The 22,013-nt window shown below is 55.7% G+C and carries 22 protein-coding genes and 1 riboswitch; of the genes, 7 read left to right on the top strand and 15 right to left on the bottom strand.

Annotated elements, in window-relative coordinates; genetic code table 11:
* The first annotated feature begins 147 nt into the window (after positions 1 to 147).
* A complete protein-coding gene (locus H8K20_RS05105; RefSeq protein ID WP_186487676.1) occupies positions 148 to 1,200 on the top strand; it encodes a tyrosine recombinase XerC in 1,053 nt (350 codons plus the stop codon).
* A gap of 110 nt (positions 1,201 to 1,310) precedes the next feature.
* Here the strand turns inward: H8K20_RS05105 and H8K20_RS05100 are convergent, their stop codons facing one another.
* The 5 genes from H8K20_RS05100 to proC form a co-directional block, all read right to left on the bottom strand.
* The gene (locus H8K20_RS05100; RefSeq protein WP_154865454.1) at positions 1,311 to 1,664 is read right to left on the bottom strand and encodes a DUF2200 domain-containing protein; all 354 of its coding nucleotides are present in this window, start codon (positions 1,662 to 1,664) and stop codon (positions 1,311 to 1,313) included.
* A 373-nt stretch (positions 1,665 to 2,037) separates the two neighbouring features.
* Positions 2,038 to 2,658 carry a flavodoxin family protein gene (locus tag H8K20_RS05095; RefSeq protein WP_186487675.1) on the bottom strand — a complete coding sequence of 207 codons (621 nt, stop codon included), beginning with the start codon at positions 2,656 to 2,658 and terminating at the stop codon, positions 2,038 to 2,040.
* Positions 2,659 to 3,582: a tyrosine-type recombinase/integrase gene (locus tag H8K20_RS05090; RefSeq protein ID WP_186487674.1), complete on the bottom strand. Its 924-nt coding sequence runs from the start codon at positions 3,580 to 3,582 to the stop codon at positions 2,659 to 2,661.
* A gap of 19 nt (positions 3,583 to 3,601) precedes the next feature.
* Positions 3,602 to 4,231, bottom strand: a complete 630-nt coding sequence (locus H8K20_RS05085) for a stage II sporulation protein M (RefSeq protein ID WP_105204002.1) — start codon at positions 4,229 to 4,231, stop codon at positions 3,602 to 3,604.
* Positions 4,232 to 4,300: 69 nt separating this feature from the next.
* A complete protein-coding gene (gene proC, locus H8K20_RS05080) occupies positions 4,301 to 5,116 on the bottom strand; it encodes a pyrroline-5-carboxylate reductase (RefSeq protein WP_186487673.1) in 816 nt (271 codons plus the stop codon).
* Between the two features lie 332 nt (positions 5,117 to 5,448).
* On the opposite strand from proC, the gene H8K20_RS05075 reads away from it, so the two are divergent.
* Together H8K20_RS05075 and H8K20_RS13635 are read left to right on the top strand one after the other, a co-directional pair.
* Positions 5,449 to 6,315: an EamA family transporter gene (locus H8K20_RS05075; protein WP_186487672.1), complete on the top strand. Its 867-nt coding sequence runs from the start codon at positions 5,449 to 5,451 to the stop codon at positions 6,313 to 6,315.
* An 89-nt stretch (positions 6,316 to 6,404) separates the two neighbouring features.
* Positions 6,405 to 6,614 (top strand): hypothetical protein, encoded by a 210-nt coding sequence (locus H8K20_RS13635; protein ID WP_207721460.1) that lies wholly within the window; start codon positions 6,405 to 6,407, stop codon positions 6,612 to 6,614.
* A gap of 240 nt (positions 6,615 to 6,854) precedes the next feature.
* Here H8K20_RS13635 and H8K20_RS05070 read toward each other — a convergent pair whose 3' ends face one another.
* From H8K20_RS05070 to tgt, 3 genes are all read right to left on the bottom strand, one after another.
* Positions 6,855 to 7,268 carry a TIGR04086 family membrane protein gene (locus H8K20_RS05070; protein WP_154865460.1) on the bottom strand — a complete coding sequence of 138 codons (414 nt, stop codon included), beginning with the start codon at positions 7,266 to 7,268 and terminating at the stop codon, positions 6,855 to 6,857.
* A 183-nt stretch (positions 7,269 to 7,451) separates the two neighbouring features.
* Positions 7,452 to 7,775, bottom strand: coding sequence for a preprotein translocase subunit YajC (yajC, locus tag H8K20_RS05065; RefSeq protein WP_105203992.1), 324 nt, complete (start codon positions 7,773 to 7,775; stop codon positions 7,452 to 7,454).
* 122 nt (positions 7,776 to 7,897) lie between these two features.
* Positions 7,898 to 9,028 (bottom strand): tRNA guanosine(34) transglycosylase Tgt, encoded by a 1,131-nt coding sequence (tgt, locus tag H8K20_RS05060; protein WP_105203991.1) that lies wholly within the window; start codon positions 9,026 to 9,028, stop codon positions 7,898 to 7,900.
* 225 nt (positions 9,029 to 9,253) lie between these two features.
* Here tgt and H8K20_RS05055 point away from each other — a divergent pair, with 225 nt between their 5' ends.
* Positions 9,254 to 9,628, top strand: a complete 375-nt coding sequence (locus tag H8K20_RS05055; RefSeq protein WP_105203989.1) for a metal-dependent transcriptional regulator — start codon at positions 9,254 to 9,256, stop codon at positions 9,626 to 9,628.
* Positions 9,629 to 9,761: 133 nt separating this feature from the next.
* Here H8K20_RS05055 and gpmA read toward each other — a convergent pair whose 3' ends face one another.
* From gpmA to eno, 3 genes are all read right to left on the bottom strand, one after another.
* Entirely contained in the window at positions 9,762 to 10,514 is a 753-nt protein-coding gene (gene gpmA, locus H8K20_RS05050) for a 2,3-diphosphoglycerate-dependent phosphoglycerate mutase (protein WP_475600689.1), read from the bottom strand.
* Positions 10,515 to 10,541: 27 nt separating this feature from the next.
* The gene (locus H8K20_RS05045; RefSeq protein ID WP_186487670.1) at positions 10,542 to 11,333 is read right to left on the bottom strand and encodes a ZIP family metal transporter; all 792 of its coding nucleotides are present in this window, start codon (positions 11,331 to 11,333) and stop codon (positions 10,542 to 10,544) included.
* Between the two features lie 145 nt (positions 11,334 to 11,478).
* On the bottom strand, positions 11,479 to 12,771 hold the full coding sequence (gene eno, locus H8K20_RS05040) for a phosphopyruvate hydratase (protein ID WP_186487669.1): 1,293 nt from the start codon (positions 12,769 to 12,771) through the stop codon (positions 11,479 to 11,481).
* 221 nt (positions 12,772 to 12,992) lie between these two features.
* On the opposite strand from eno, the gene H8K20_RS05035 reads away from it, so the two are divergent.
* Positions 12,993 to 13,187 carry a hypothetical protein gene (locus tag H8K20_RS05035; protein WP_186487668.1) on the top strand — a complete coding sequence of 65 codons (195 nt, stop codon included), beginning with the start codon at positions 12,993 to 12,995 and terminating at the stop codon, positions 13,185 to 13,187.
* 215 nt (positions 13,188 to 13,402) lie between these two features.
* Here H8K20_RS05035 and H8K20_RS05030 read toward each other — a convergent pair whose 3' ends face one another.
* The 4 genes from H8K20_RS05030 to queA form a co-directional block, all read right to left on the bottom strand.
* Positions 13,403 to 15,169, bottom strand: a complete 1,767-nt coding sequence (locus tag H8K20_RS05030) for an ABC transporter ATP-binding protein (protein WP_186487667.1) — start codon at positions 15,167 to 15,169, stop codon at positions 13,403 to 13,405.
* Complete coding sequence (locus H8K20_RS05025; protein WP_341480816.1) at positions 15,166 to 16,956, bottom strand: ABC transporter ATP-binding protein; 1,791 nt, start codon at positions 16,954 to 16,956, stop codon at positions 15,166 to 15,168. The genes H8K20_RS05030 and H8K20_RS05025 overlap by 4 nt, the downstream gene beginning before the upstream one ends.
* Positions 16,957 to 17,005: 49 nt before the next feature.
* Positions 17,006 to 17,902 carry an AraC family transcriptional regulator gene (locus H8K20_RS05020; RefSeq protein WP_164998132.1) on the bottom strand — a complete coding sequence of 299 codons (897 nt, stop codon included), beginning with the start codon at positions 17,900 to 17,902 and terminating at the stop codon, positions 17,006 to 17,008.
* A gap of 547 nt (positions 17,903 to 18,449) precedes the next feature.
* Positions 18,450 to 19,493: a tRNA preQ1(34) S-adenosylmethionine ribosyltransferase-isomerase QueA gene (gene queA, locus H8K20_RS05015; RefSeq protein ID WP_186487665.1), complete on the bottom strand. Its 1,044-nt coding sequence runs from the start codon at positions 19,491 to 19,493 to the stop codon at positions 18,450 to 18,452.
* A gap of 169 nt (positions 19,494 to 19,662) precedes the next feature.
* A riboswitch (Lysine riboswitch) is annotated at positions 19,663 to 19,842 on the top strand.
* Positions 19,843 to 19,958: 116 nt separating this feature from the next.
* Between queA and asd the strand changes: the two genes are divergently transcribed.
* Positions 19,959 to 21,038, top strand: a complete 1,080-nt coding sequence (asd, locus tag H8K20_RS05010; RefSeq protein ID WP_105203973.1) for an aspartate-semialdehyde dehydrogenase — start codon at positions 19,959 to 19,961, stop codon at positions 21,036 to 21,038.
* A 55-nt stretch (positions 21,039 to 21,093) separates the two neighbouring features.
* Positions 21,094 to 21,981, top strand: coding sequence for a 4-hydroxy-tetrahydrodipicolinate synthase (gene dapA / locus H8K20_RS05005; protein ID WP_186487664.1), 888 nt, complete (start codon positions 21,094 to 21,096; stop codon positions 21,979 to 21,981).
* The last annotated feature ends 32 nt before the right edge of the window (positions 21,982 to 22,013 follow it).

The raw sequence follows: 22,013 nt of genomic DNA, 5'->3' as shown, positions 1-22,013 counted from the left end.
CTGACTACGATATTATATAATTATATATTGCGGCCACGCACATCACGCACGTAATGTAAGAATGTAAGAACGACTGGCCCGCCATTCCGGCCCCCATGTCTTACCGCGCCAAAACACTTTATTCACGTTTATTTTGGAGGTTTTCCCATGGCCACAGATTATGCCGTCAGCTGCCCGCCGGTCATCAAAGATTTTCTATTTTACATGCAGACCATCAAGGGCCGCTCGGTGCGCACCGTCGAGAGCTACTTTATCGATCTGCGCACCTTTTTTCGCTTTATCAAACAGTATAAAGGCCTGTGCAGCAAAGATCTGCAGTTCGAAGATATCGATATCCTCGATGTCGACCTCGACGTAATCTCATCGGTCACGCTGTCGGATGTGTACGAATACATGTATTTTATCACCCGTCAGCGCCAAAATAGCGCGGCCACGCGCGCCCGCAAGGTATCCTGTCTCAAGTCCTTTTATAAATATCTCACCGTCAACGCCAAACTGCTCGAGTCCAACCCGGTCAAAGACCTTGAGATCCCAGCTATCAAAAAGAGTATGCCCAAATACCTCACGCTGGAACAGAGTCTGGAACTGCTGGTCCATGTCCCCGAAGACAATCCGCACTACCAGCGCGATTTTTGTATCCTCACTCTGTTTTTGAACTGCGGTATGCGGCTGAGCGAACTGGTGGGTATCGATATGACCGATATCAGCGAAAATACCGCCCGTATCACCGGTAAAGGAAACAAGGAGCGCATCATCTACCTCAACGATGCCTGCCTGGCCGCCGTCGAGGCCTATCTGCCGGTACGCGCCAAAGGCCTGGCCAGCGTCAAAGATAAAAATGCGCTGTTTCTCTCCAGCCGCGGCACACGCATCAGTAAGCGCCGGGTGCAGCAGATCGTAGAGCACGCCCTGCAGGCAGCTGGGCTCTCTGGTCAGGGCCTCTCAACACATAAGCTGCGCCACACCGCCGCCACTTTGATGTACCAGCACGGCGGGGTCGATATCCGGGTACTCAGCGAGATACTGGGGCACGAACACGTCTCCACCACCGAGATCTATACCCATGTCTCCAATCGCCAAATGCAGGAGGCCTCAAAGCGCTCGCCGCTGGCCGGTGTCAAGGTCCCCAAAAAGAAACGCGTCCCCAACGCAACAGACGCGCCGACAGACGACGACCCGGGCGATCCGCCAAAAAGATGAGCACTGTACTTTACATATGGCATATAGAACCAATTACAACGCAAACAGAAGAGCAGACCGAGCGCGCACAAAACCGCTCGATCTGCTCTTTGCTCTGCCGTTTCAATACGCTACTCCGCCCGCAGTATCCGATCCAGCGCCTTACCTTTCGCCAATTCATCGATCAATTTGTCAAGATATCGGATCTCCTGCATCAGCGGCTGCTGTATCGCTTCCACCCGCACCCCGCATACTGTCCCCTTGATTAGCTTGCGGTGCGGGTTCATCGCCGGCGCACCCTCGAAAAAGGCGGCGTAGGTGCTCTCCCCTTCTGCCAGCTGGTCGAGCTCTGTCTGGCAATATCCTGTAAGCCAGCGGATGATCTCATCCACCTCATTTTTTGTCCGCCCCTTTCGGTTGGCCTTGTCAATGAGCAGCTGGTATATTTTCGAAAATCGCATTTGGTATATCCGTGTATCTTCCATAATGCACGTACGCCCCTTCTGCTGTATTTTGTCTCATCCAGTCTCGTCCGGCGGCGGCCAGTCACGAAAAAGTAGTACAGCCCGGCTTTTTCCTCGCCAGCAAGTGCCCAGATCGCCGCTATATAACATCTATATTGCCCCATATCTCAAAAAATAGTATGCGATCACTTCCCTGGCAGCACCCAAGCACCTACCGTCTTAGTCTTGGTCGCACAAGACCACTTTTCGGTGCCGATACACAGCCCCCAACAGCCGCTCCCCCACTCTTTCACCGTGTCAACTTTTGTCTCTCATACATAAGTCAAGAGCTCCCGCGCCGCACACAGAAAGCTTGTTACTGTGCACGAGAACAAGGAGCTCACGAAAAACACGATCAGCGAATAAAATTGGTGCGGGCGCGGTCCATCGCCGGCGGCGGGGGCAGCGTCTTTGCGGTCTGTTCTTTCATCTGCAGCAGCCAAGCCATGTTGGCCGCCAGCACGCGCAGGGTGTCTAGCCCCTCGGCGTCCTGGGCCGCCTCTCCCGGTTTGGCCCCGTGGATGATGTTCCAGTAGCTCGAGGGGGCCACCACCATCTCCGAGATAAGAAAATAGTGGTTGAGTTCATCAAAGGTGCTCATACCGCCGCTGCGCCGCAACACAGCTACCGCCGCACCGACTTTGTGCCGCATGCGGCCGGCACTGGCGTAAAACAGCTTGTCCAAAAATGCCTTCATGGTGCCGGCCACACCGGCATAGTATACCGGGCTGCCGATGATCAAGCCGTCTGCCGTATAGACCTTCTCGCACAGCGCGTGAAAGTCGTCTTTTTCAAAAGCACAGCGGCCGGTCTTGCTGCACGCCCCACAGGCCATACAGCCGCGGATCATCCTATTGCCCACCTGTATGGTCTCAGTCTCGATGCCCCGCTCCTGCAGTGCGTCAGCTACCGTCTGCAGCGCTAAAGCGGTGTTGCCGTTTTTGTGCGGGCTTCCATTTATCAATACTACACGCATCTAAACCTCTCCTTTTTTCAGTGGTCTCTTTTTAAATTTGGGATGGTGGATCTTGTACGAGGTCTTGGCCTCATTTTGCAGCACACGCTGGTAAAACTCGGTAGTCGAATGCGCCAGGTGCCCCGACAGCTCCTGCACGTGCTTGAGCGGGGCGCCGTCCTCCAGCAGATGTACCGTAAACGACTGCCGCAGGGTCTTGGGGGTGATGTACGGCCCCAACCCGGCCTTTTCTACATAGCCGTGAAACAGCTTACAAAAGCCCTGTCTGGATATGGGACCGCCTTTTAAGTTGGCAAACACCAGCTGGCTCTTTGGTGCTGTGCACATCAGTTGGGGCCGCACCTGCTGTAAATACTGCTCTAAAGTGGCCAAAAATCCCTTGTAGAGCGGTATCTGCCGCGGCCCCTGCGCCCCGTAGATGGTGATGAGCGCCCGCGGTATGTCGAGCTGGGTCAGCTGTAGCTGTAAAAGATCTTTTACCGGTATGCCACTGGCGTAGAGCAGCTCGATCATGGTGCGGTCCCGCAGCCCCTTGGCGGTCCCGGTATCGATCGCCGCAAACAGCGTGTCGATCTGTTGGGACGACAGGATCTCGGGGTATTTGCGGGGCTTTTTATTCTGCTGCAGAGGGATGGCCGACAGCTGATTATACGAAAACAAGTCGATCGCTTTCAGGTACTTTACCAGCGCATTTATCGAGGAGATCTTGCGGTTGATGGTCGATACCTTGTTGCCCTGCTCCTTTAAGTGCTGCAGGTAGCGCTCTACCGCCGGGTAGGTGATGCTGTCCACATCGCCCTCAAAGCGGCAGTACTCCAAAAATGCCTGCACGTCCAGGCAATAGGCGCGCCGAGTATTGGTGGCGACTTTGGCGGCAGCCAGGTGCTCGTCAAAACTGTCTATGATGGCATACACTGTCGTCACACCTCCCCTCTCGTGGTTCCTATACCTGTATGTGGGCCGAAAATATCAAAAAGCAGAGCACTTTGACGCCGGCGGCCAACAGGCACAGCCCGCCCGCCACCAGTACACTGCCGCGCAGCTTTTTAAAGCGGCCGGCCAGCTCCTGTTTTTCCCCTAAAAACAGGTCCTTGCACACCAGATATGCGCAAGAGGTGCACAGCCGGGCAAAGCAGATCATCGCCACCGCCGTGAGCACCGTCGCCGGCAGCAGCATCAGCAGGTTAAATAAGATACCGCTGCCGCTATAGGCGCTGTACAGGTACCCGCCTACTAAGCCGCTGCCAAAGCCGTAAACGGCCACGATCCCGTAGCAAAACGGGATGCCCACACCGCTAAAGGCGCTCAAAAGCAGGCACAGCAGCAAGAAAAGCGGCAGCAAAAAGGCACTTACCGCCATGTGCCACAGCTGGTTGGATACCGCCGTCTGCACCAGGCGCATACAGCTGCCAAAAAACAGATCGCCGCTGTGCTGGCGCATGGCCGGTACCGTCAGCGCCCCAGCCAGCAGCCCCAGAAAAAAAGCGACTGCCAAACTGGTGGTGAGCGGATCTAAAAAAGGTGCCGCCCCGCCGCGGTGTGGGCGGCCGGGCCGGCCTGAAGTTCGTCTCATACCAATACCTCCTGTCACAAGAGATATATATGAGACAAGCTACCCATCTAGTACAAGCTGCCGGCGGTTTTACTTTTTGCCAAGCTCATAGGCGCGGTCCACACAGGCCTTGATGCCGTGCTCCACCGCCTGGGGCATCCCCTTTTCTACAAAGCCGTCGATACCGGCAATAGTAGTGCCGCCCTTCGAGCACACCTTGGCGATCAGGTCATCGATATCCGCCCCGGGGGCCAGCATCATCTTGGCCGAGCCGATCAGTGTCTGGCAAAACATCTCTTTGGCCATCTCGCGGTCGATGCCGTACTGCTGGTGCAGGCAGTCGCAAAACAGCTTGGTGTAAAAGTAGATAAAGGCCGGCGAGCTGCCATTGGCGGGGATGATCTCATTGAGCTTATCCTCGTCGATGTACCACACCTTACCGCTGGCTGCAAAAATATCCCCAACAAACTGCAGTGCCTGGGGCGCGGTCTGCGGCCCACGGCCAACAGCGACCGCCCCTTCACCGATGAGCAGCGGGGTATTCGGCATCACCGGTACCACCTGCAGCTGTGGCCGCCCCAACCTCTGCCGAATATACGGGGCGGTAATGCCGGCGGCGATCGACACCACCACCATATCGTCGTGGATCTGAGAAGAGAGCGCATCCAGCACGTCGTCTATCTGCTGCGGCTTTACCGATAAAAATAGGTACTGGGCAAATTTCGCACAGTCCCCCGCGTCCGAAAAAGTCTGGTGGCCCAGCGCGGCAAAGTGCTCCAGGCGCTGGGAACTGATATCGCATACCCCAATATTGGCTGCCGGCACCAAGCCGCTGCCGTCTATGCCTTTAATAATGGCCTCTGCCATATTGCCAGCGCCAATAAAACCGATCGTCTCCGTATTCAAAGCAAACACTCCTTTTGGCAATCACCAGCTCGCGCCGCCCGTTCAGGGTCCCCTGTGGGCCGGCTAAAGCATCCTCCCCTATTATAGAAAAAAGCCTGTCAAAACACAAGCGCTGCCATGCGTACAAGAAACTTGTTAAGAGATGCAAACACGCATTGCCGTCCCGCTTTAGGGTAGGCCCAGCAAGTTTGCGCAGCTATTTTTGCCGATCTTTTTCACCGGCAGCTGTCACAGTGCTATATGCTATAATAAAGGGGAACATATACAGCTGTATGGCAAACACAGCGTACAGTACACAGCAACAGCACACATCATTTAGGGGGATAACCGATATGTGGGTCCTATTTGCCTGTGGCTCGGCTTTTTTTGCCGGCGTCACCTCTATCCTGGCCAAATGCGGTATTCGAAAAACAGATTCTACCACCGCGACCGCGATCCGCACCATCATCGTATGGGCCTTCTCCTGGCTCATGGTCTTTTTGGTCGGTTCACAGTCTCAATTTTCGCAGATCAGCGGCCGCACCTGGCTCTTTTTGGTGCTGTCAGGGCTGGCTACCGGCGCCTCGTGGCTGTGCTATTTTAGGGCGCTGCAGCTGGGCGATATCAATAAAGTCGTCCCCATCGACAAATCCAGCGTCATCCTCACCATCCTGTTGGCCTGCATCCTGCTGCGCGAACCGCTGCGGCTGTCCGGCGCTGTCGGCGTCGTTTCGATCGCCGCCGGTACCTACCTCATGATCGAGCGGCGGAGCCCGTCCGTCGGCCGCCCTCAAAAAGGCGAGCACTGGCTGCTCTGCGCTGTCGGCTCAGCTGTTTTTGCCAGTCTCACTTCCATTCTCGGCAAAGTCGGCATCTCCGGTATCGAATCCAATCTCGGCACTGCCATCCGCACCGGGGTGGTGCTCATCATGGCCTGGCTGATGGTACTGACCGAGGGTAAAACACACACGGTAAAAAAGATATCTCCCCAAGAGCTCGGTTTTATCTGTCTCTCTGGGGTCACCACCGGGGCCTCGTGGCTCTGCTACTACCGCGCACTGCAAAATGGGCCCGCCAGCATCGTCGTCCCCATCGATAAGCTCAGTATCCTGGTGACGGTGGCGTTCTCCTATTTTGTATTTCACGAAAAGCTATCTAAAAAAGCAGCTGTCGGGCTGGGCTTTATCGTCTCTGGCACGCTCATCATGCTCCTGCCGTGATTTCTATTACCAGTATTCCGGCTGTCTCAGCGAGTGATGGAGTCATGACTTTGATTTATCCGGTATTTTTCAGGGTGTCACGGTCGTAAATGGCAGCTGGTATTTTCGGTGCTGCCCACATAAAACTGCTGTTTGTTCCCGATGCGCTCACCTGCGCCCCTACACAGATCTCGGCGCTGCTTGCTCGCTACCAGTCTTCGCGGAGCTTGGCCGTAAGTGTGATCTTCTGGTACCGACACGGCAACATCATGGCCGCCGCGGTACTTATATGGGGCATCCACCCCCGCTGCGCACGGTAAATGGTCCGGCGCCTATTCTGTTTTCCCCATACCATCACTGTTGCCAATAACTCTTTTTATTCATGCGCCGCCGCTCTATGGCCGTCAATGCCATTCACGCGCAAAAAGGCAGCGGACCAAACCATCTTGGTCCGCCGCCTTTTCTGTTCTCTCTATATTGCTGCTGCGCCCCACCGGCGGGGCCGTATCGATCACGTACGGCAGTACTTTTAACTCCGCTACACCTTACTTTATAAAATGCTAGTGGTGTTTTTTGCGGTGATTTACGCCCAAAACGCCGCCCAGTGCACCGGTCAGCACCCCAATAGCCACTTTGGTGATGAGCTGACCGCCAAAGTGAAAGCCAAAAAAGATGAGCGAGAGCAGCACCAGGATCACCATCAGTGCGGCGCCCGATAGCGCCCCCATTAACATGCCGTTTTTGCGCCGCAGCTTGGCGGCTAAAAAGCCGCTGCCAAAACCGCCCAATCCCAGCGTGGCCAAAGCGATGATGCGCAGCACCGTCACGTTAAAGTCCTGTACCGTCATTACCGCCGCGCAGATGCACAGCAAGATCAGCATCAGCAGTGCTCCGCCTCCGGTCCCCCAGAGTAGCGTCTTTACCATCGTACCTGTCTCGCCGGTACCGCGTGCGGTCTGCTGTCTGCCCTTCATGCCCACTCACCCCATCAATCAAGTTTTATGGGATATGTATATGTGCGCATCGGCGCCGGTATGCCGGCCCCCGGCGGTGATACAGGTAAAAAAGTGGCGGGGCGATACCGCAGTCGCCCCGCCACTTATGTACAAACTTCACGAGCAATAAACGGTAGACCGGCACAGTGCGTAGGAGCACACTCAGTCGATCTCGATCTTCTCCACTTCCTGAACGGCAAATTTCTTGATGCGCACCTTGGTGCGGTCGCTGCCGCTCTCGATCAGGATGGTGTCGTCTTTGATCGATACGACCCGGCCCACGATACCGCCGATGGTGGTGATCTCGTCGCCGATGCTCAGCTCTTCACGCATTTTTTTCAGCGCTTTGTCCTTCTTGCTCTGGGGACGAATGAGCATAAAATAAAACACGACCAGGATGATGAGCATGGGCAAAAAGGATGTGAGCAAGCTCATGCCGCTGCTGGAACTGCTGCTGGCCGCGGCCAGTACGGTAAGATTAGACATTGATAGACCTCCAAAAAATTAACAGTACATATTTATTATACAAGCAGATACTGGGAAATACAATGTTTTTTTGGTATCCCCTGCAAAACTATCGCCGTATTCTGCCGCCTAAAAGCCGCCGATTATATGCGCGTGTCCAAAACATCCACGTACTGCGCTCTAAACTGCTCAAACGTATCATTTTCCAGCGCCTCGCGAATGCGCTCGAGCAGGCGGTTGTAAAAATACAGGTTGTGCATCACCGTCAGGCGCTGTCCCAGCGTCTCACCGGCGCGCAGAAGGTGACGGATATAGGCGCGGCTGTGGCGGCTGCATACCGGGCAGTCACACTGGGGGTCAATGGGCAGCAGATCTTTTTCGTATTTGGCGTTATTCAGGTTGCGAATACCCTCCCAGGTAAACAGGTGTCCGTGGCGCGCATTGCGGCTGGGCATCACGCAGTCAAACAGATCTATACCTCGGGCTACGCCCTCGATGATATTTCCCGGTGTGCCCACCCCCATCAGGTAGCGCGGCTTATCCCGGGGCAGGTATTCGTCCACCACCGAGATGATGTGGTACATCTCCTCTTTGGGCTCCCCTACCGCCAGCCCCCCTATCGCGTGGCCGTCCAGGTCGAGCTGGGCGTTGAGGCGGGCGTTTTCAATGCGGATATCCTCATAGGTCCCGCCCTGATTGATGCCAAAGAGCATCTGGTGGGGGTTATTGCGGTCGGGGAGCTGGTTCAGGCGGTCCATCTCGGCCTTACAGCGCACCAGCCAGCGGTAAGTGCGGTCGCACGACTGCTTTACATAGTCGTATTCGGCCGGCAGCTGGATGCACTCATCAAAAGCCATAGCAATGGTCGAAGCCAGGTTCGACTGGATCTGCATGCTCTCCTCGGGCCCCATGAAGATCTTGCGCCCGTCGATGTGAGAGGAAAAATGCACCCCTTCTTCCTTGATCTTGCGCAGCTTGGCCAGCGAGAACACCTGAAAGCCGCCGCTGTCGGTGAGGATGGGACGGTCCCAGCCCATAAACTTGTGCAGGCCGCCCAGCTCGTGGATGAGCTTGTCACCGGGTCGCAGGTGCAGATGATAGGTATTACACAGCTCCACCTGGGTGCGGATATCTTTCAGGTCGTACGAGGATAGCCCTCCTTTGATGGCCGCCACCGTACCTACATTCATAAATGCCGGGGTCTGTACGGTGCCGTGCACGGTCTTAAATTCGCCCCTGCGGGCATGTCCTACCTGTTTTTTTAAGGTGTACATAGGTCACTTCCTCAAATGGTTATGATCTTGGGCCCGCAGGCGCTGCCACCGCCGCATGCCAAGTATTGCGTATAAACAGCTATTTTATTATTATACACGTTTGCCCCCATGTATTTCAATGGGCAATTCCCTCCCCGAACTTGACGGGGCGCAGAAATTATGCTAACATATAGTTAGCTTATACTAACCGCATGCTGCCTATCCTATTTTTACGAGGTGAGATCCTTGCGTATCTACCAATCGGCTGAAGACTATCTCGAGACGATCCTGGTGCTGCAAAAGCGCCAGCCCCAGGTGCGCGCCATCGATATCGCCGCCGAGCTCTCCTACTCCAAGCCCAGTGTCAGTGTGGCTATGAAAAACCTGCGTACCGGCGGGTATGTGGCTGTCGACCAATACGGTCATATCACACTGCTCGACAAGGGGCGCGAGATCGCCGAGAAGATATACGAGCGCCACACGCTGCTCACCGACTGGCTCGCGGCGTTGGGCGTCGATCCCCAGGTAGCGGCAGAAGACGCCTGCCGCATAGAACACGTCATCAGTGACGAGACTTTTTCAGCTCTAAAAACACATGCCGGTCGCCGCGCAGATACCTGACCAGTCGCTCGTTATGGCAGCAGAGGCAAAAGAGGTGTTCAGTGAACCTGAACACCTCTTTTTTATAAGGAAAAAGCCTGTTTTTACAATTTGTTCACAATTTTCCCACCGCCTTTTGCCGCAGTTTCCCCTGCTATGCGCTCTGGGTGGCTCGGCCCTGGTCGGCCACGGCCTGCATTTTGGCCGCCACTTTTTTGCGGTCGCCCAAGTAGTACTTGTCACGGATTTTTAGCGTGTCGCTCAGTTCGTATACCAGCGGCACGCCGGTGGGCAGGTTGACTTTGGCGATGGCCTCTGGCGTCAATTTTTCCAAATACATCACCAGCGCCCGCAGCGAATTGCCGTGTGCGGCGATCAATACGCGCCGGCCCGCCCGTATGGCAGGCTCTATCTCCAGCTGAAAATAGGGGACTGCCCGCGCCACCGTGTCCTGCAGGCTCTCAGCCAGCGGCAGCAGGTCGGGGGCCACGTCCCGGTACGCGGCTAGTCGGGCCGGGTAGCGCGGGTCGTCAGGGGTCAGCAGCGGGGGCCTGGTCGTATAGGAGCGCTGCCATCTATGTACCTGCTCTTCGCCGTATTTGTCGGCAGTCTCCCCTTTGTCTAGGCCCTGCAGTGCACCGTAGTGCCGCTCGTTGAGCTGGTAACTTTTGATCACCGGCAGCCACTCCCGGTCCAGCTGTTCCAACACCAGATGCAGGGTATTGATCGCCCGTTTCAGGTAAGAGGTGTAGCAGAGGTCAAAATCAAATCCCGCCTGCTCGAGTGATCTCCCCGCCTCTTGTGCCTCGCTCCTGCCTTCGGGCGACAGGTCCACATCGGTCCAGCCGGTAAAGCGATTTTCGCGGTTCCAGGCACTCTCTCCATGCCGTAAAAGCACCAATTTCACAGTGATCCTCCCTCTCTGTATCTCCATTTATCCCAGTGCCACGTCCAGCACCATCATGATCAAAAATCCGGCCATAACACCCAGTGTACCACTGTTGGAGTGCTCGCCCAAATGCGCCTCCGGGATGAGCTCCTCCACTACTACATACATCATGGCACCGGCGGCAAACGACAGCAGCCACGGCATCAGCGGCTGTATGCTCCCAGCTACTAGCACCACTAAAATGCCAAAAACAGGCTCTACGATGCCCGACATACTGCCGTAAAAAAACGACTTAGTGACCGTCATCCCCTCCTGTCTCAGCGGCAGCGAGATCGCCGCCCCTTCAGGGAAATTCTGGATGCCGATGCCCAGCGCCAGCGCCACCGCCGCCGAGAGCGCCGCATGCTCTCCTTGGTGCTGTGCCGCCAGCGCAAACGACAGTCCAACGGCCATCCCCTCGGGGACATTATGTAGCGTCACTGCCAGCACCAGCAGCGTGGTGCGCTTCCAGGAGGAGCGCAGCCCCTCTGGTGCTTTGGCGTCCAGGTGCAGGTGCGGCAGTAGCACATCCAGCCCCAGCAAAAAGGCGACGCCCAGCAAAAAACCTCCTGCGGCCGGCACCCAGCCGATACCACCGGCAGCACTGGCCTCTTCAATGGCCGGTATCAAAAGGCTCCACACCGAAGCGGCGATCATAACGCCGGCGGCAAAGCCCAAAAAGATGCGCTGGATGCCAACGGCCAGCGCCTTTGAAAAAAAGAATACCATCGCTGCGCCCAAGGTGGTCATCATAAAGGTGAACCCTGTGCCGACCGCAGCCCAACAGATCGGTTGCATATATGCACCTCCCAACTTTAACTTGTGCCCTGTAGACGATCTCTGTCAAAAATAAAGGCGCGCCCCGCCCAGGGGCCAGATCCCTGTAGACGGGGCGCGCCTTGGCTACTGCCGTGCAGAGACCACTTGCTTTGCGCTTCTTATTTTACCGGGAGATATGAAAGGCACCAAATCCGGGGTACACGGCGCTCTCGCCCAGCTGTTCTTCTATGCGCAGCAGCTGGTTATACTTGGCTACGCGCTCACTTCTGCTGGGGGCCCCGGTCTTTATTTGGCCGGTGCCCAGCGCCACTGCCAGATCGGCGATGGTAGTGTCCTCGGTCTCGCCCGAGCGGTGAGAGGCAATAGCTGTGTAACCAGCCTCGTGCGCCATCTTAATGGCTTCCAGCGTCTCAGACACCGAGCCGACCTGGTTGAGCTTGATCAAGATCGAATTGCCGCAGCCCAGCTCGATACCCTTTTTCAGGCGCTGGGTATTGGTCACGAACAGGTCGTCGCCCACCAGCTGTACTCTGTCACCGAGCGCAGCAGTCATCATCTGCCAGCCTTCCCAGTCCTCCTCGTCCAGCCCATCTTCGATAGAGTAGATGGGATACTTTTCACACAGTGCCTGCCAGTGGGCCACCAGCTCGGCCGAGGTAAATCTCTGCTGGCTCTTGGGCAGTAGGTATTCCCCTTTGTCACCGCTCTTCCACTCGCTGGAGGCCGCATCCATGGCCAGTACAAAATCCACTCCGGGCTGGTACCCGGCTTTTTCGATAGCTTCTAAAATGCAGCGGATAGCATCCTCATCGCTGTCCAGGTCGGGGGCAAATCCCCCCTCATCGCCCACTGAGGTAGTCAGTCCGCGAGACCGGAGCAACCCTGCCAGCGCATGAAATACCTCGGTGCACCAGCGCAACCCCTCGGCAAAGTTGACGGCGCCCACCGGCATGATCATAAATTCCTGCACGTCTACCGTGTTGGCGGCATGTGCGCCGCCGTTTAAAATATTCATCATCGGTACCGGCAGCCGATTGCCGCTAATACCGCCCAGATAGCGGTACAAAGGCAGATGCAGGGCCTGTGCGGCTGCTCGTGCACAAGCGATCGATACCGCCAAGATCGCGTTGGCTCCCAGTTTTGATTTGTCTTTGGTGCCATCGGCTCTCATCATCGCCTGATCTACAGCGTAGATGTCGCTGGCATCCATGCCCCTCAGCGTCTGATCGATGACGGTATTTATGTTTTTAACTGCCTGACCCACACCTTTGCCGCCAAAGCGCCCCTCATCATTGTCGCGCAGCTCCAGCGCCTCAAATTCGCCGGTAGAGGCGCCGCTGGGGGCCGCCCCTCTGGCTACAGTCTTGTCAGCCAGGTGTACTTCTGCCTCTACGGTGGGGTTTCCCCGTGAGTCGATGATCTCGCGTCCAATGACCCGCTCGATAGTTAGATCCATAGTGGTCTCCGTCCTTTCTGTATCGCCTGCACCGCTGCCAGTATATGCCTGCAGTGCGGGTGGGGTGTTTTATATAAGCCTTGGTTAGCTATTGCTAACCAAGGTCACTATACCACTTATTGAGGTGAAATACAAGGGGTATATCGGCAATACCCATCTTGTCTTATCGGTGGATAATATGAATGAAAACGCAAAAAATAGCGGTAGGAGGAGCGTAGACCATGAGATATAGAGATCTACACGATCTGATCCAAAACAGCTATAGCAGCCGCACGTATTTTCTCTCGCTGCCTGTCCAGATGCAGTGTGCACTACACCAGCTGGGTGGCACTGTGCACTCAGCAGCCCAGCTGCACCGCCAAGTCTCTGCTATCCAGCAGACCGACCATCTGCTGCAGATCGGCCACTGGAAGTAAATATCTGGCCGGGTATGTGTGTGTACCCGCTATGCCGATAAAAGCTTATCTGAACGGTGTAAGAACTGGTAGAGTCTGCCCTGTAAGTATGCGCGGTTTTCACCTCTTTCAGTCAAAACAAAAAGCGCTGGACGCAGCTCTTGAAGGCTGTGCCCGGCGCTTTTACATGCGCAGTGTTATTCTCTGGTGCAAGCGGTAACTCGGCTGTGCGCCTTTTATGGCCGCTCTTTGGTACTGCCGGGCAGCGACCAGCTCTGGCTCTGGGTCTGCAGTGCCACCATATGTGCAAAAATACCGCCTTTTTTCACCAGATCTTCAGGGCAGCCCATCTCGGCTACCTTGCCACCTACAAGCACCACCACTTTGTCGGCTCCCATAACTGTGCGCATGCGGTGAGCGATGATGAGTACCGTCTTATCCTGTACCAGGCCCGAGAGCGCAGCTTGTACAGCGCTCTCATTTTCCACGTCCAAAGAGGCGGTGGCCTCATCCAGCAAGATCACAGGCGCATTTTTGAGTAGCGCGCGGGCGATAGAGATGCGCTGCCGTTCACCACCCGAGAGAGTTGCCCCATTTTCACCGATCATGGTCTGGTAGCCCTCGGGCATCTTCTGTACAAAGGTATCGCACTGAGCTGCTCTGGCAGCCGCCAATACCTCCTGGTCACTGGCATCTCTTCTCCCCAGGCGAATATTCTCCATCACTGTATCGCGAAACAACACTACATCCTGAAAGACGATAGCATAATTTTTAAGCAGTGCCTCCGGTTCAACAGTAGAGACGTCTACGCCACCCAGGGTTATGCGGCCGCCGTCGACATCCCAAAAGCGGGCTGCCAGCTTGGCAGCGGTGCTCTTGCCCCCGCCCGAGGGACCTACCAGCGCCGTTACTTCACCCTGTCTGGCAGTAAACGACACATCGGCGAGTACCCCTTCTCTCTGGTCGTAGGCAAATTTTACCCGGTCAAAAGCGATGTCGTAATTTTTGAGTGTATAGCTCTTAGCCCCAGTCTGTACCGGCTGTTGCTCGATCTCGCGCATGCGCTGGATCTTGATCTGAGAGCTGAATACCGCCGCCATATTGGCCAGCGTCGTACTGATGGGGTCGTAGAGCCGCGAGGCTGCAATGAGGTAGATCAGCAGCGTCGCCAGCTCCAAACTGCCGCCCACCAGCAGATTGACCCCCACTAAAACGGTGGTGGCCAGCCCCAATTTTAAGAAGGCCTGTGCCGAGGTGACACAGGTGCCGGTCACCAGTTCCGAACGCACTGTAGCCCGTTCGGCTTCGTCCATTTTCTCATCCAATCCGTGCAGATATTTTTCTTTCTGATTGCAGGCCTTTATGTCCTTTACCGTCTCCAGCAGTTCCTGCAGACTATCTGTGGCTGCCCGTTTAGCCAAAAAGTTGCGGGTGCCGAACCTGTCTTGCAGCCAGCGCGAGCCTGCAGTCAGCAAAAAAGCGACCGGCAGTACCCACAGTACGGCAAGACCCATGCGCCAGTCCATAGTCAGCATGCCAATGGCTATCAGTACAGTCGAAATGATCGTCCCCCAGAGCTGGGGCACAAAATGTGAGAATGCCTGTTCCAGAGCGCTGCAGTCAGACATCATAGTCGCAGTCAGGTCCGACAGATCGCGCTGACCAAAAAAGGAGAGCGGCAGCTGGCGCAGTTTTTCCCCCAGCCCAATACGGCGGTTGGCACTCTCGATATACGTGGCGATGTACAGCGCCTTATACTGAAACCAGTGCACGATGTAGATGAGCACCAGCAGGCCCGCTCCTAAAGCAGTAATACTCCAGATCTCAGCTGCCGGGTCTCCACCGCTCATCAGTGCGTCAATGATGTCCTGTAGCGCCATAATGAGCAGTCCTACCGGCAACATCAAGCTCAAATTGGCCGCCACGGTCCACAGTGTGGCTTTTACAAGGTCTTTCGCTCCCCGTTCGGTGAGCGCATAAATATGTTGGATTTTCCCGATCATACGGCTGACGCCTCCTTCCCCACTTTCCACCTGGCCGAAGTCTGGTAATCGCGCCACATAGCGGCGTATAAGCCCTGTTGCTGCAACAGCTCCCGGTGTGTGCCGCGCTCGGCAACAGCGCCGTCGCACAGCACCAATATGTTGTCGGCGTCCTGCACAGTAGAGAGCCGGTGGGCGATCATCAGCACCGTCTTACCCGCGGTCAGTTTTTCAAATGCCTTTTGTATGAGCAGTTCATTTTCCGGGTCGGCAAAGGCAGTGGCCTCGTCCAGCACTATGATGGGCGCATCCTTTAAGATCGCCCGTGCCAAAGCGATACGCTGCTGCTCACCGCCAGAAAGATACACGCCTTTGGTCCCCACTACGGTGTCTAGGCCCTGAGGCATTTTGGATAGGATATCATCGCACTGGGCAGCATGGGCTGCCGCCAATACCTGTTGTCGAGTGGCATCGGGCCGTGCGGCGCGTATGTTTTCCAGTAAACTGTCCTTAAATAAATGCGTATCCTGAAAAACGAACGCCACCTTGTCCATGAGTTCGTGGCCTGCCATGTTGCGCACATCGACGCCGCCAATGAGCACCTTTCCCTGCCCTGCATCCCAAAAGCGGGGGATCAAACTGGCGACGGTGCTCTTACCTCCTCCCGAGGGGCCCACCAGTGCCACAGTCTTACCGGCCGGTACCTGAAAACACACATTCTTAAGTGCCGGGCTTTTGGCTCCGGGGTAGGTAAAAGTGACGTCCTTCAGCTCAATATCGCAGCCGGTGGTGCTCTGTGGACGGACGTCTTCAGGCAGGGGATCTACCTCCATGATCTGGTCGAGCTTGCGCACCGCTTCATCTGCCTCCATAACTGCCTGGCTGGCATACATGATGCGGGTCATCATCATGGCGCAAAGCGGTGTGAATAAGATATAAAATACCAGGTCCACCAAAACTGCCCAGCCATTGCTCGCCGCTCCGCACAAGAGCATACCGGCGGGGATGAGTAGTAAAAAAGTGCCGTTGAGCACGGCGGTAAAGGCGGTCATCGGCCGCCCGCAAGACATGGCATAGTCGGTGGCCAGCTTGCTGTAGCGCATAATAGCGCCGTAAAAGCTCTTGAACGAGTACACCGTCTGCTGAAACACCTTGACCACTGGAATACCGCGCACATACTCAGTGGCCTCGGCACTCAGGTCCTCAATGGCTTTTTGGTAGGTGCTGAAAAATCTGGCATTTTTGCCACCCATCATCCGCGTCAACAGGTAGACTGCCAGCACCAGTGGAATAAAGCACAAAAGCCCCATCCGCCAGTCAAATACGAACAGCAGAATAATGGCTGCTACCGGGGTCACTACCGCCCCTACCAGGTCTGGCAGCTCATGGGCCAGCATCTGTTCGGTCATACCGGCATTATCGTCTATCTGCTTGCGCAGCTTTCCCGACTGGCTGACATTTAAATATCCCAACGGCACATCCAGCAGGTGTTTGGCTGCCGCTTTACGCATGTTTTTTGCGGTGCGAAAGGCGGCCAGATGGGTGCACATCAGGGCGGCAAAATAAATAGCCGCACTGCCCAGTGCAAACCACAGTGCATACCAGCCGTAGCGCACCAGATCTCCTGCCTGCCGGTAGTCGGGCATTGCAGCAAACACACCGCGCACCACGTACCAAATACATATGTAAGGTGCCATCGACAGAACTGCCGCTATACCAGACAGCGTACATCCCAATACGGTGAGCCTTTTATGTCCGCCGGCATAGTAGAGTAGCTTGGCGACACTGCTCTTCCCTTTTTCTCTCACATCGAACCCTCCCTTATTATTGTGGTTAGTTATCGCTAACTTATGGTTATTATACTGCTCCATCCCGATTCTTGCCCAGCTCCAAACAGTCGTTTTGCTCCAATTGGGCGGTCCCGCGATAAATTTTAGGGGTCATCCCGTATACCCGTGTAAAAGCGGCCGAAAATTTGCTGGCATTCTGGTAGCCCACCAGCTCGGCAATATGCCCCACCGGCAGCTGAGTGCTCTGCAGCAGTAATGCCGCCTCCTCCATGCGTCGCCGTCGCAAATACTGGTAGGGGGCCTGCCCGTACTGCTGGTAAAACAGCTTTTTTAAAGTTGTTACCCCCATGCCAAATTCTACTGCTAACTCGGTGAGCGAATGTCGGCGGCGCAAATTCTCGGTCATACGGCGCTCAATAGCGGCTACTTTCTCAGCATCATGGCCACAGTGATAGGGACGGGCCATCCGCCCCTGTTGCTCACTGCTCACCGCTAAAAACAGCAGCAGCTCCAGCGCTTTTATTTTGTAATAAGCCAACTGATAATTATCCGGCGGCTGATACAGCTCCAATACGATATGCTGGATCTTGGGGTTGGCCCGTAGCAGCAACACTTCATCGCTGTATAACTGTGCCTCTAAGCAAGCCACCAAATCGGTCGTCTGTCCCAATATATCTCGCCACGAGCGCGCCGCCTCCTTTAGCTGCAGGACTAAACTGATGCCGGTATAATCACCCGATAAAAAAACAGAGTTGCGACACGGCCTCCCCATGTCGCTGATCGAGAGGTCCTGAGCTCCCAGGGTCACCTGCCGGCCGCTCTGCAGTGTACAGCCGTAGCGGCCGCGGCGGCAGTGATTGATCTCGATGATACCCGGCCGCGCGCGCTCATTTTGAAAACCCTGCGCGGTATGAAAATCATTAAAGATGAGTAGTATGCCGGGAAAGACCTCATAGGCCTCCATGACTCCTTTCCCGTCAGAAAAATCTAACTGATATACCATGTGTTGAGCGTGTATTCGGCACAATTTTGCACCCTGTGGAAATATCGCTGTCCAGTCCATAAACTGGTTCCTCCCCCACATGACAGGATGACTGTCTATATTTTTTAGCGCGATGACGATCAGTTTATTTAGACGCAGTATCCAATATTTTATTGTGCGTCTGGCCTGACACGGCTGCCATCTTGATGACTGTGCAGACACGCATGTTTTCGCTGCCGATACTATGTCGGCGTTCCAGTCAGATCAGGCCTTTTTACCTCAGCCACGGGTAACTGGCGACTCTGCTCGACTATCGGTTAGCAATCAGTAACCACACAGTACATCTGTCCATAGCCTAGACTCTATGTGAGAGCAGACTGCGGTCATCACGGCCCAGTCACATCGTAGTACGCCCCGTACCAGCCGTCAATACAGTGTCGGGCAGAAACCCGTTAGAATAGAAAAAGAGCCTATAGACGCCGCTGGTGGCTGGCTATAGGCTCTTTTCATTTTGTAAAACGCACCGTATTTATAATATGAGCATGGCGTCGCCAAAACTGTAAAAGCGGTACTTTTCCTGTACGGCCACCTGGTAGGCGTTGAGAATAGGCTCCCGCCCGGCCAGCGCCGATACCAGCATGATCAGCGTGCTCTCCGGAAGATGGAAGTTGGTGATCATACCGTCGATAACGCCAAAGGTATAACCCGGGTAGATAAAAATGCTGGTATCATCTTCAAAAGGCACTACAGCGCCATTTTTTTGGTAGCAAGATTCCAGTGTGCGGCAGCTGGTGGTGCCCACGGCAATGACCCGTTTGCCGTTTTTTTTGGCCAGCGCGATCGCATCGGCCGTCTCCTGGGGGATCACATAGTGTTCGGTGTGCATCTTGTGGTCTAATACGTTTTCCTCTTTTACCGGGCGAAAGGTCCCCAGCCCCACATGCAGCGTAACACGGGCGATGACCACCCCTTTTTGCCGCAATCTTTCCAGCAATTCCTCGGTAAAGTGCAGCCCGGCCGTAGGCGCCGCCGCCGAGCCGCGCTCATGGGCATACACAGTCTGGTAGCGGTCCTTGTCCTCCAGCTCAGCGGTGATGTAATGGGGCAGCGGCATCTGCCCGATCTGGTCGATTACGTCGTAAAAACTGCGCCCTTTACATGCAAAGCGGATGATGCGGTTGCCGTCATCGCAGACTTTGCACACCTCACCGGTGAGCAGTCCCTCGCCAAATACCAGCTTGGTCCCCTCTCTGATCTTGCGGCCGGGCTTTACCAGGCATTCCCACAGATCCTCAGTGGCCTGCTTTTTTAAGAGCAATACCTCAGCTTTGGCCCCTGTGTCCTCCTTGTGGCCGTACAGCCTGGCCGGCAGCACTTTCGAATCGTTCACCACCAGCGTGTCGCCGGGCTGTAAAACATCTACGATATCGTAAAAGTGCTTGTGGGCGATCTCGCCGGTCGTGCGATCGAGCTGAAGCAGCCGGGAGTGATCGCGCGGGTAGATGGGGTGCTGGGCGATGAGTTCCTGGGGCAGATCAAAGTAAAAGTCTTTTTTCAGCAGTGGTTGTGACATACAAAACACATTCTTTCTATCAGTAAAAGCCGCCCGGCAAAAACAGCCAGACGTACCGCCGGCGCCGGGCGGGAGTGCGGCCCGCAAAAATCGCTGCTACAGGGCGAAATGCGCCGTATTTAAATTGACAGGCAGCTACCGTGGTGCTATGATAAGGGTAAACTTCATAGACCCGGATAGAGGTGCGGATTTGATGAGTACACACAGGCGAGGCCAGCCAGGGCTGCACGAGCGGTGTGAAAAGGCAACTCCGCCGAAGAGAGCGCAGCTGGCAGGGCGGTTCTCTGGTCGCGTGGCCGAACAGGTGCGCGACTGTCATCATGTACTTTGATGGAGAGCTATCGGCCTTTTTGTGTCCATACTTTTCTATTATATTGCATGTACTGCCGGTTTTCAACCGGTTTTTTCTTTTTGCGGGTCTATACGGTCTTTTGGCACATAAACTGAACATAGGAGGAACAGATGATGAAGGAATACAATGTTGCGGTGATCGGTGCGACGGGAATGGTCGGCCAACGCTTTATTACGCTGCTCGAAAACCACCCCTGGTTTCACGTAAAAATGCTGGCGGCCTCGGCCAATTCTGCCGGAAAAACTTATAAAGAGGCGGTGGGCAGCCGCTGGGCCATGCAGTCGCCCATGCCCCAGTCGGTAGCCGATATGGTGGTGCTCGACGCTACCGCCGACGTGGAAAAGATCACGTCGGCAGTCGATTTCGTGTTCTGTGCTGTCAACATGAAAAAAGAGGAGATACGCTCTCTGGAGGAGATGTATGCCCGCCACGAGTGCCCGGTCATCTCCAATAACTCGGCCAATCGCTCGATGCCCGATGTGCCGATGATCGTGCCCGAGATCAACGACGATCACTCCGAAGTCATCACCGCTCAGCGGGCCCGTCTGGGCACCAAGCGCGGTTTTATCGCCGTCAAGTCGAACTGTTCGCTGCAGAGCTATGTGCCGGCCATCCACCCCCTGCTCAAGTTCGGGGTGACCAAAGTGCTGGCCTGCACCTACCAGGCTATTTCCGGTGCCGGCAAGACCTTTGCTACCTGGCCCGACATGGTGGATAACGTGATCCCCTTTATCGGCGGCGAAGAAGAGAAGAGCGAGCAGGAGCCTTTAAAGATCTGGGGCCATGTCGAGGACGGCAAGATCGTAAACGCCGACTCCCCCTCCATCACCACTCAGTGCCTGCGGGTACCGGTGTCGGATGGGCACACGGCAGCGGTTTTCGTCTCGTTCGAGAAAAAGCCCACCATCGAAGAGATCAAAGCCTGCTGGAAAGACTTTAGCGGCGCGCCGCAGGCGTTGGGCCTGCCCTCGGCGCCCAAGCAGTTCCTCCACTACTTCGAGGAGGACGACCGCCCCCAGGCCAAGCTCGACCGCAACCTGGAAAGTGGTATGGCCGTGTCGGTGGGCCGCCTGCGCCCCGACACCCAGTACGACTATAAATTCGTCTGTCTCTCGCACAACACCCTGCGCGGCGCTGCCGGCGGCGCGGTACTGATGGCTGAACTGCTGGCCGCCCAGGGCTATTTAGACTAACGCTGTCAGCGGGGGAGCACTGCTGCTCCCCTCTTGTGGATATGGGAGGTTTTTTATGAAAAAGACCGTATTTACCGGCGCCGGCGTGGCGCTCGTCACTCCGTTCTTGCCCGATGGTTCCATCAACTACCCCAAGCTGAAAGAGCTTATCGAGTGGCAGATCGCCTCCGGCACCGACAGCATCATCACCTGCGGTACCACCGGCGAGTCGGCCACCATGACCGATAAAGAGCACGTCGACGTCATCAAATTCACCGTCGACACAGTGGCCGGCCGGGTGCCGGTAGTGGCGGGTGCCGGCTCTAACGACACCGCTTACGCCGTGAACCTGTCTAAAGAAGCCGCCGCTCTGGGTGCTGCTGCGCTGCTGCAGGTAACGCCCTATTACAACAAGGCCTCTCAGCGGGGCCTCTACCAGCACTTTGTCGCCATCGCCGACGCAACTGATCTGCCGGTCATCCTGTATAATGTCCCCAGCCGTACCGGTACCAATATCGCGCTCGATACCTATCTCAAGTTGTCCGAGCACCCCAATATCGTGGCCACAAAAGAGGCCAGCGGCGACATCTCGGCCATTGCCAAGATCTTTGCCGTCTGCGGCGATAAACTGGATGTGTATTCGGGCAACGACGACCAGATCGTACCCATCATGGCGCTGGGCGGTAAAGGGGTCATCTCGGTGCTCTCCAATGTGCTGCCCAAGCAGACCCACGAGATATGTGCCGCCTTTTTGGCCGGCGATACCCAGAAGAGCGCCCAGCTGCAACTGCACTACCTGGCGCTGGCAAACGCCCTGTTTATGGACGTAAACCCCATCCCGGTAAAAGATGCGCTCAATTTGATGGGCAAAGAGGTGGGCGGCTGTCGGTTGCCCCTGTGCCCCATGGACGACGCCGGGCAGCAAAAGCTGGCTGCTGTGCTCAGACAGTACGACCTGATGTAAAAATATACGGCCCCTCCCCTACATATACCGCG

This window comes from Neobittarella massiliensis (ex Bilen et al. 2018) (genome assembly GCF_014269355.1).
Taxonomy (GTDB): Bacteria; Bacillota; Clostridia; order Oscillospirales; family Ruminococcaceae; genus Neobittarella; species Neobittarella massiliensis.
The sequence above is the reverse complement of the archived record's forward strand: the minus strand, read 5'-3'. Positions and strand labels throughout refer to the sequence as shown.

Bases quoted from the DNA above. Each gene is read 5' to 3' on its own strand.
- H8K20_RS05100 (WP_154865454.1), bottom strand. From the start codon at position 1,664: ATGGAAGATACACGGATATACCAAATGCGATTTTCGAAAATATACCAG.
- dapA (WP_186487664.1), top strand. From the start codon at position 21,094: ATGAAAAAGACCGTATTTACCGGCGCCGGCGTGGCGCTCGTCACTCCG.
- H8K20_RS13635 (WP_207721460.1), top strand. From the start codon at position 6,405: ATGGCAGCTGGTATTTTCGGTGCTGCCCACATAAAACTGCTGTTTGTT.
- asd (WP_105203973.1), top strand. From the start codon at position 19,959: ATGAAGGAATACAATGTTGCGGTGATCGGTGCGACGGGAATGGTCGGC.
- H8K20_RS05045 (WP_186487670.1), bottom strand. From the start codon at position 11,333: ATGCAACCGATCTGTTGGGCTGCGGTCGGCACAGGGTTCACCTTTATG.
- H8K20_RS05105 (WP_186487676.1), top strand. From the start codon at position 148: ATGGCCACAGATTATGCCGTCAGCTGCCCGCCGGTCATCAAAGATTTT.
- H8K20_RS05075 (WP_186487672.1), top strand. From the start codon at position 5,449: ATGTGGGTCCTATTTGCCTGTGGCTCGGCTTTTTTTGCCGGCGTCACC.
- H8K20_RS05095 (WP_186487675.1), bottom strand. From the start codon at position 2,658: ATGCGTGTAGTATTGATAAATGGAAGCCCGCACAAAAACGGCAACACC.
- H8K20_RS05070 (WP_154865460.1), bottom strand. From the start codon at position 7,268: ATGAAGGGCAGACAGCAGACCGCACGCGGTACCGGCGAGACAGGTACG.
- tgt (WP_105203991.1), bottom strand. From the start codon at position 9,028: ATGTACACCTTAAAAAAACAGGTAGGACATGCCCGCAGGGGCGAATTT.
- H8K20_RS05030 (WP_186487667.1), bottom strand. From the start codon at position 15,169: ATGATCGGGAAAATCCAACATATTTATGCGCTCACCGAACGGGGAGCG.
- eno (WP_186487669.1), bottom strand. From the start codon at position 12,771: ATGGATCTAACTATCGAGCGGGTCATTGGACGCGAGATCATCGACTCA.
- queA (WP_186487665.1), bottom strand. From the start codon at position 19,493: ATGTCACAACCACTGCTGAAAAAAGACTTTTACTTTGATCTGCCCCAG.
- H8K20_RS05020 (WP_164998132.1), bottom strand. From the start codon at position 17,902: ATGGAGGCCTATGAGGTCTTTCCCGGCATACTACTCATCTTTAATGAT.
- yajC (WP_105203992.1), bottom strand. From the start codon at position 7,775: ATGTCTAATCTTACCGTACTGGCCGCGGCCAGCAGCAGTTCCAGCAGC.
- H8K20_RS05035 (WP_186487668.1), top strand. From the start codon at position 12,993: ATGAGATATAGAGATCTACACGATCTGATCCAAAACAGCTATAGCAGC.
- H8K20_RS05085 (WP_105204002.1), bottom strand. From the start codon at position 4,231: ATGAGACGAACTTCAGGCCGGCCCGGCCGCCCACACCGCGGCGGGGCG.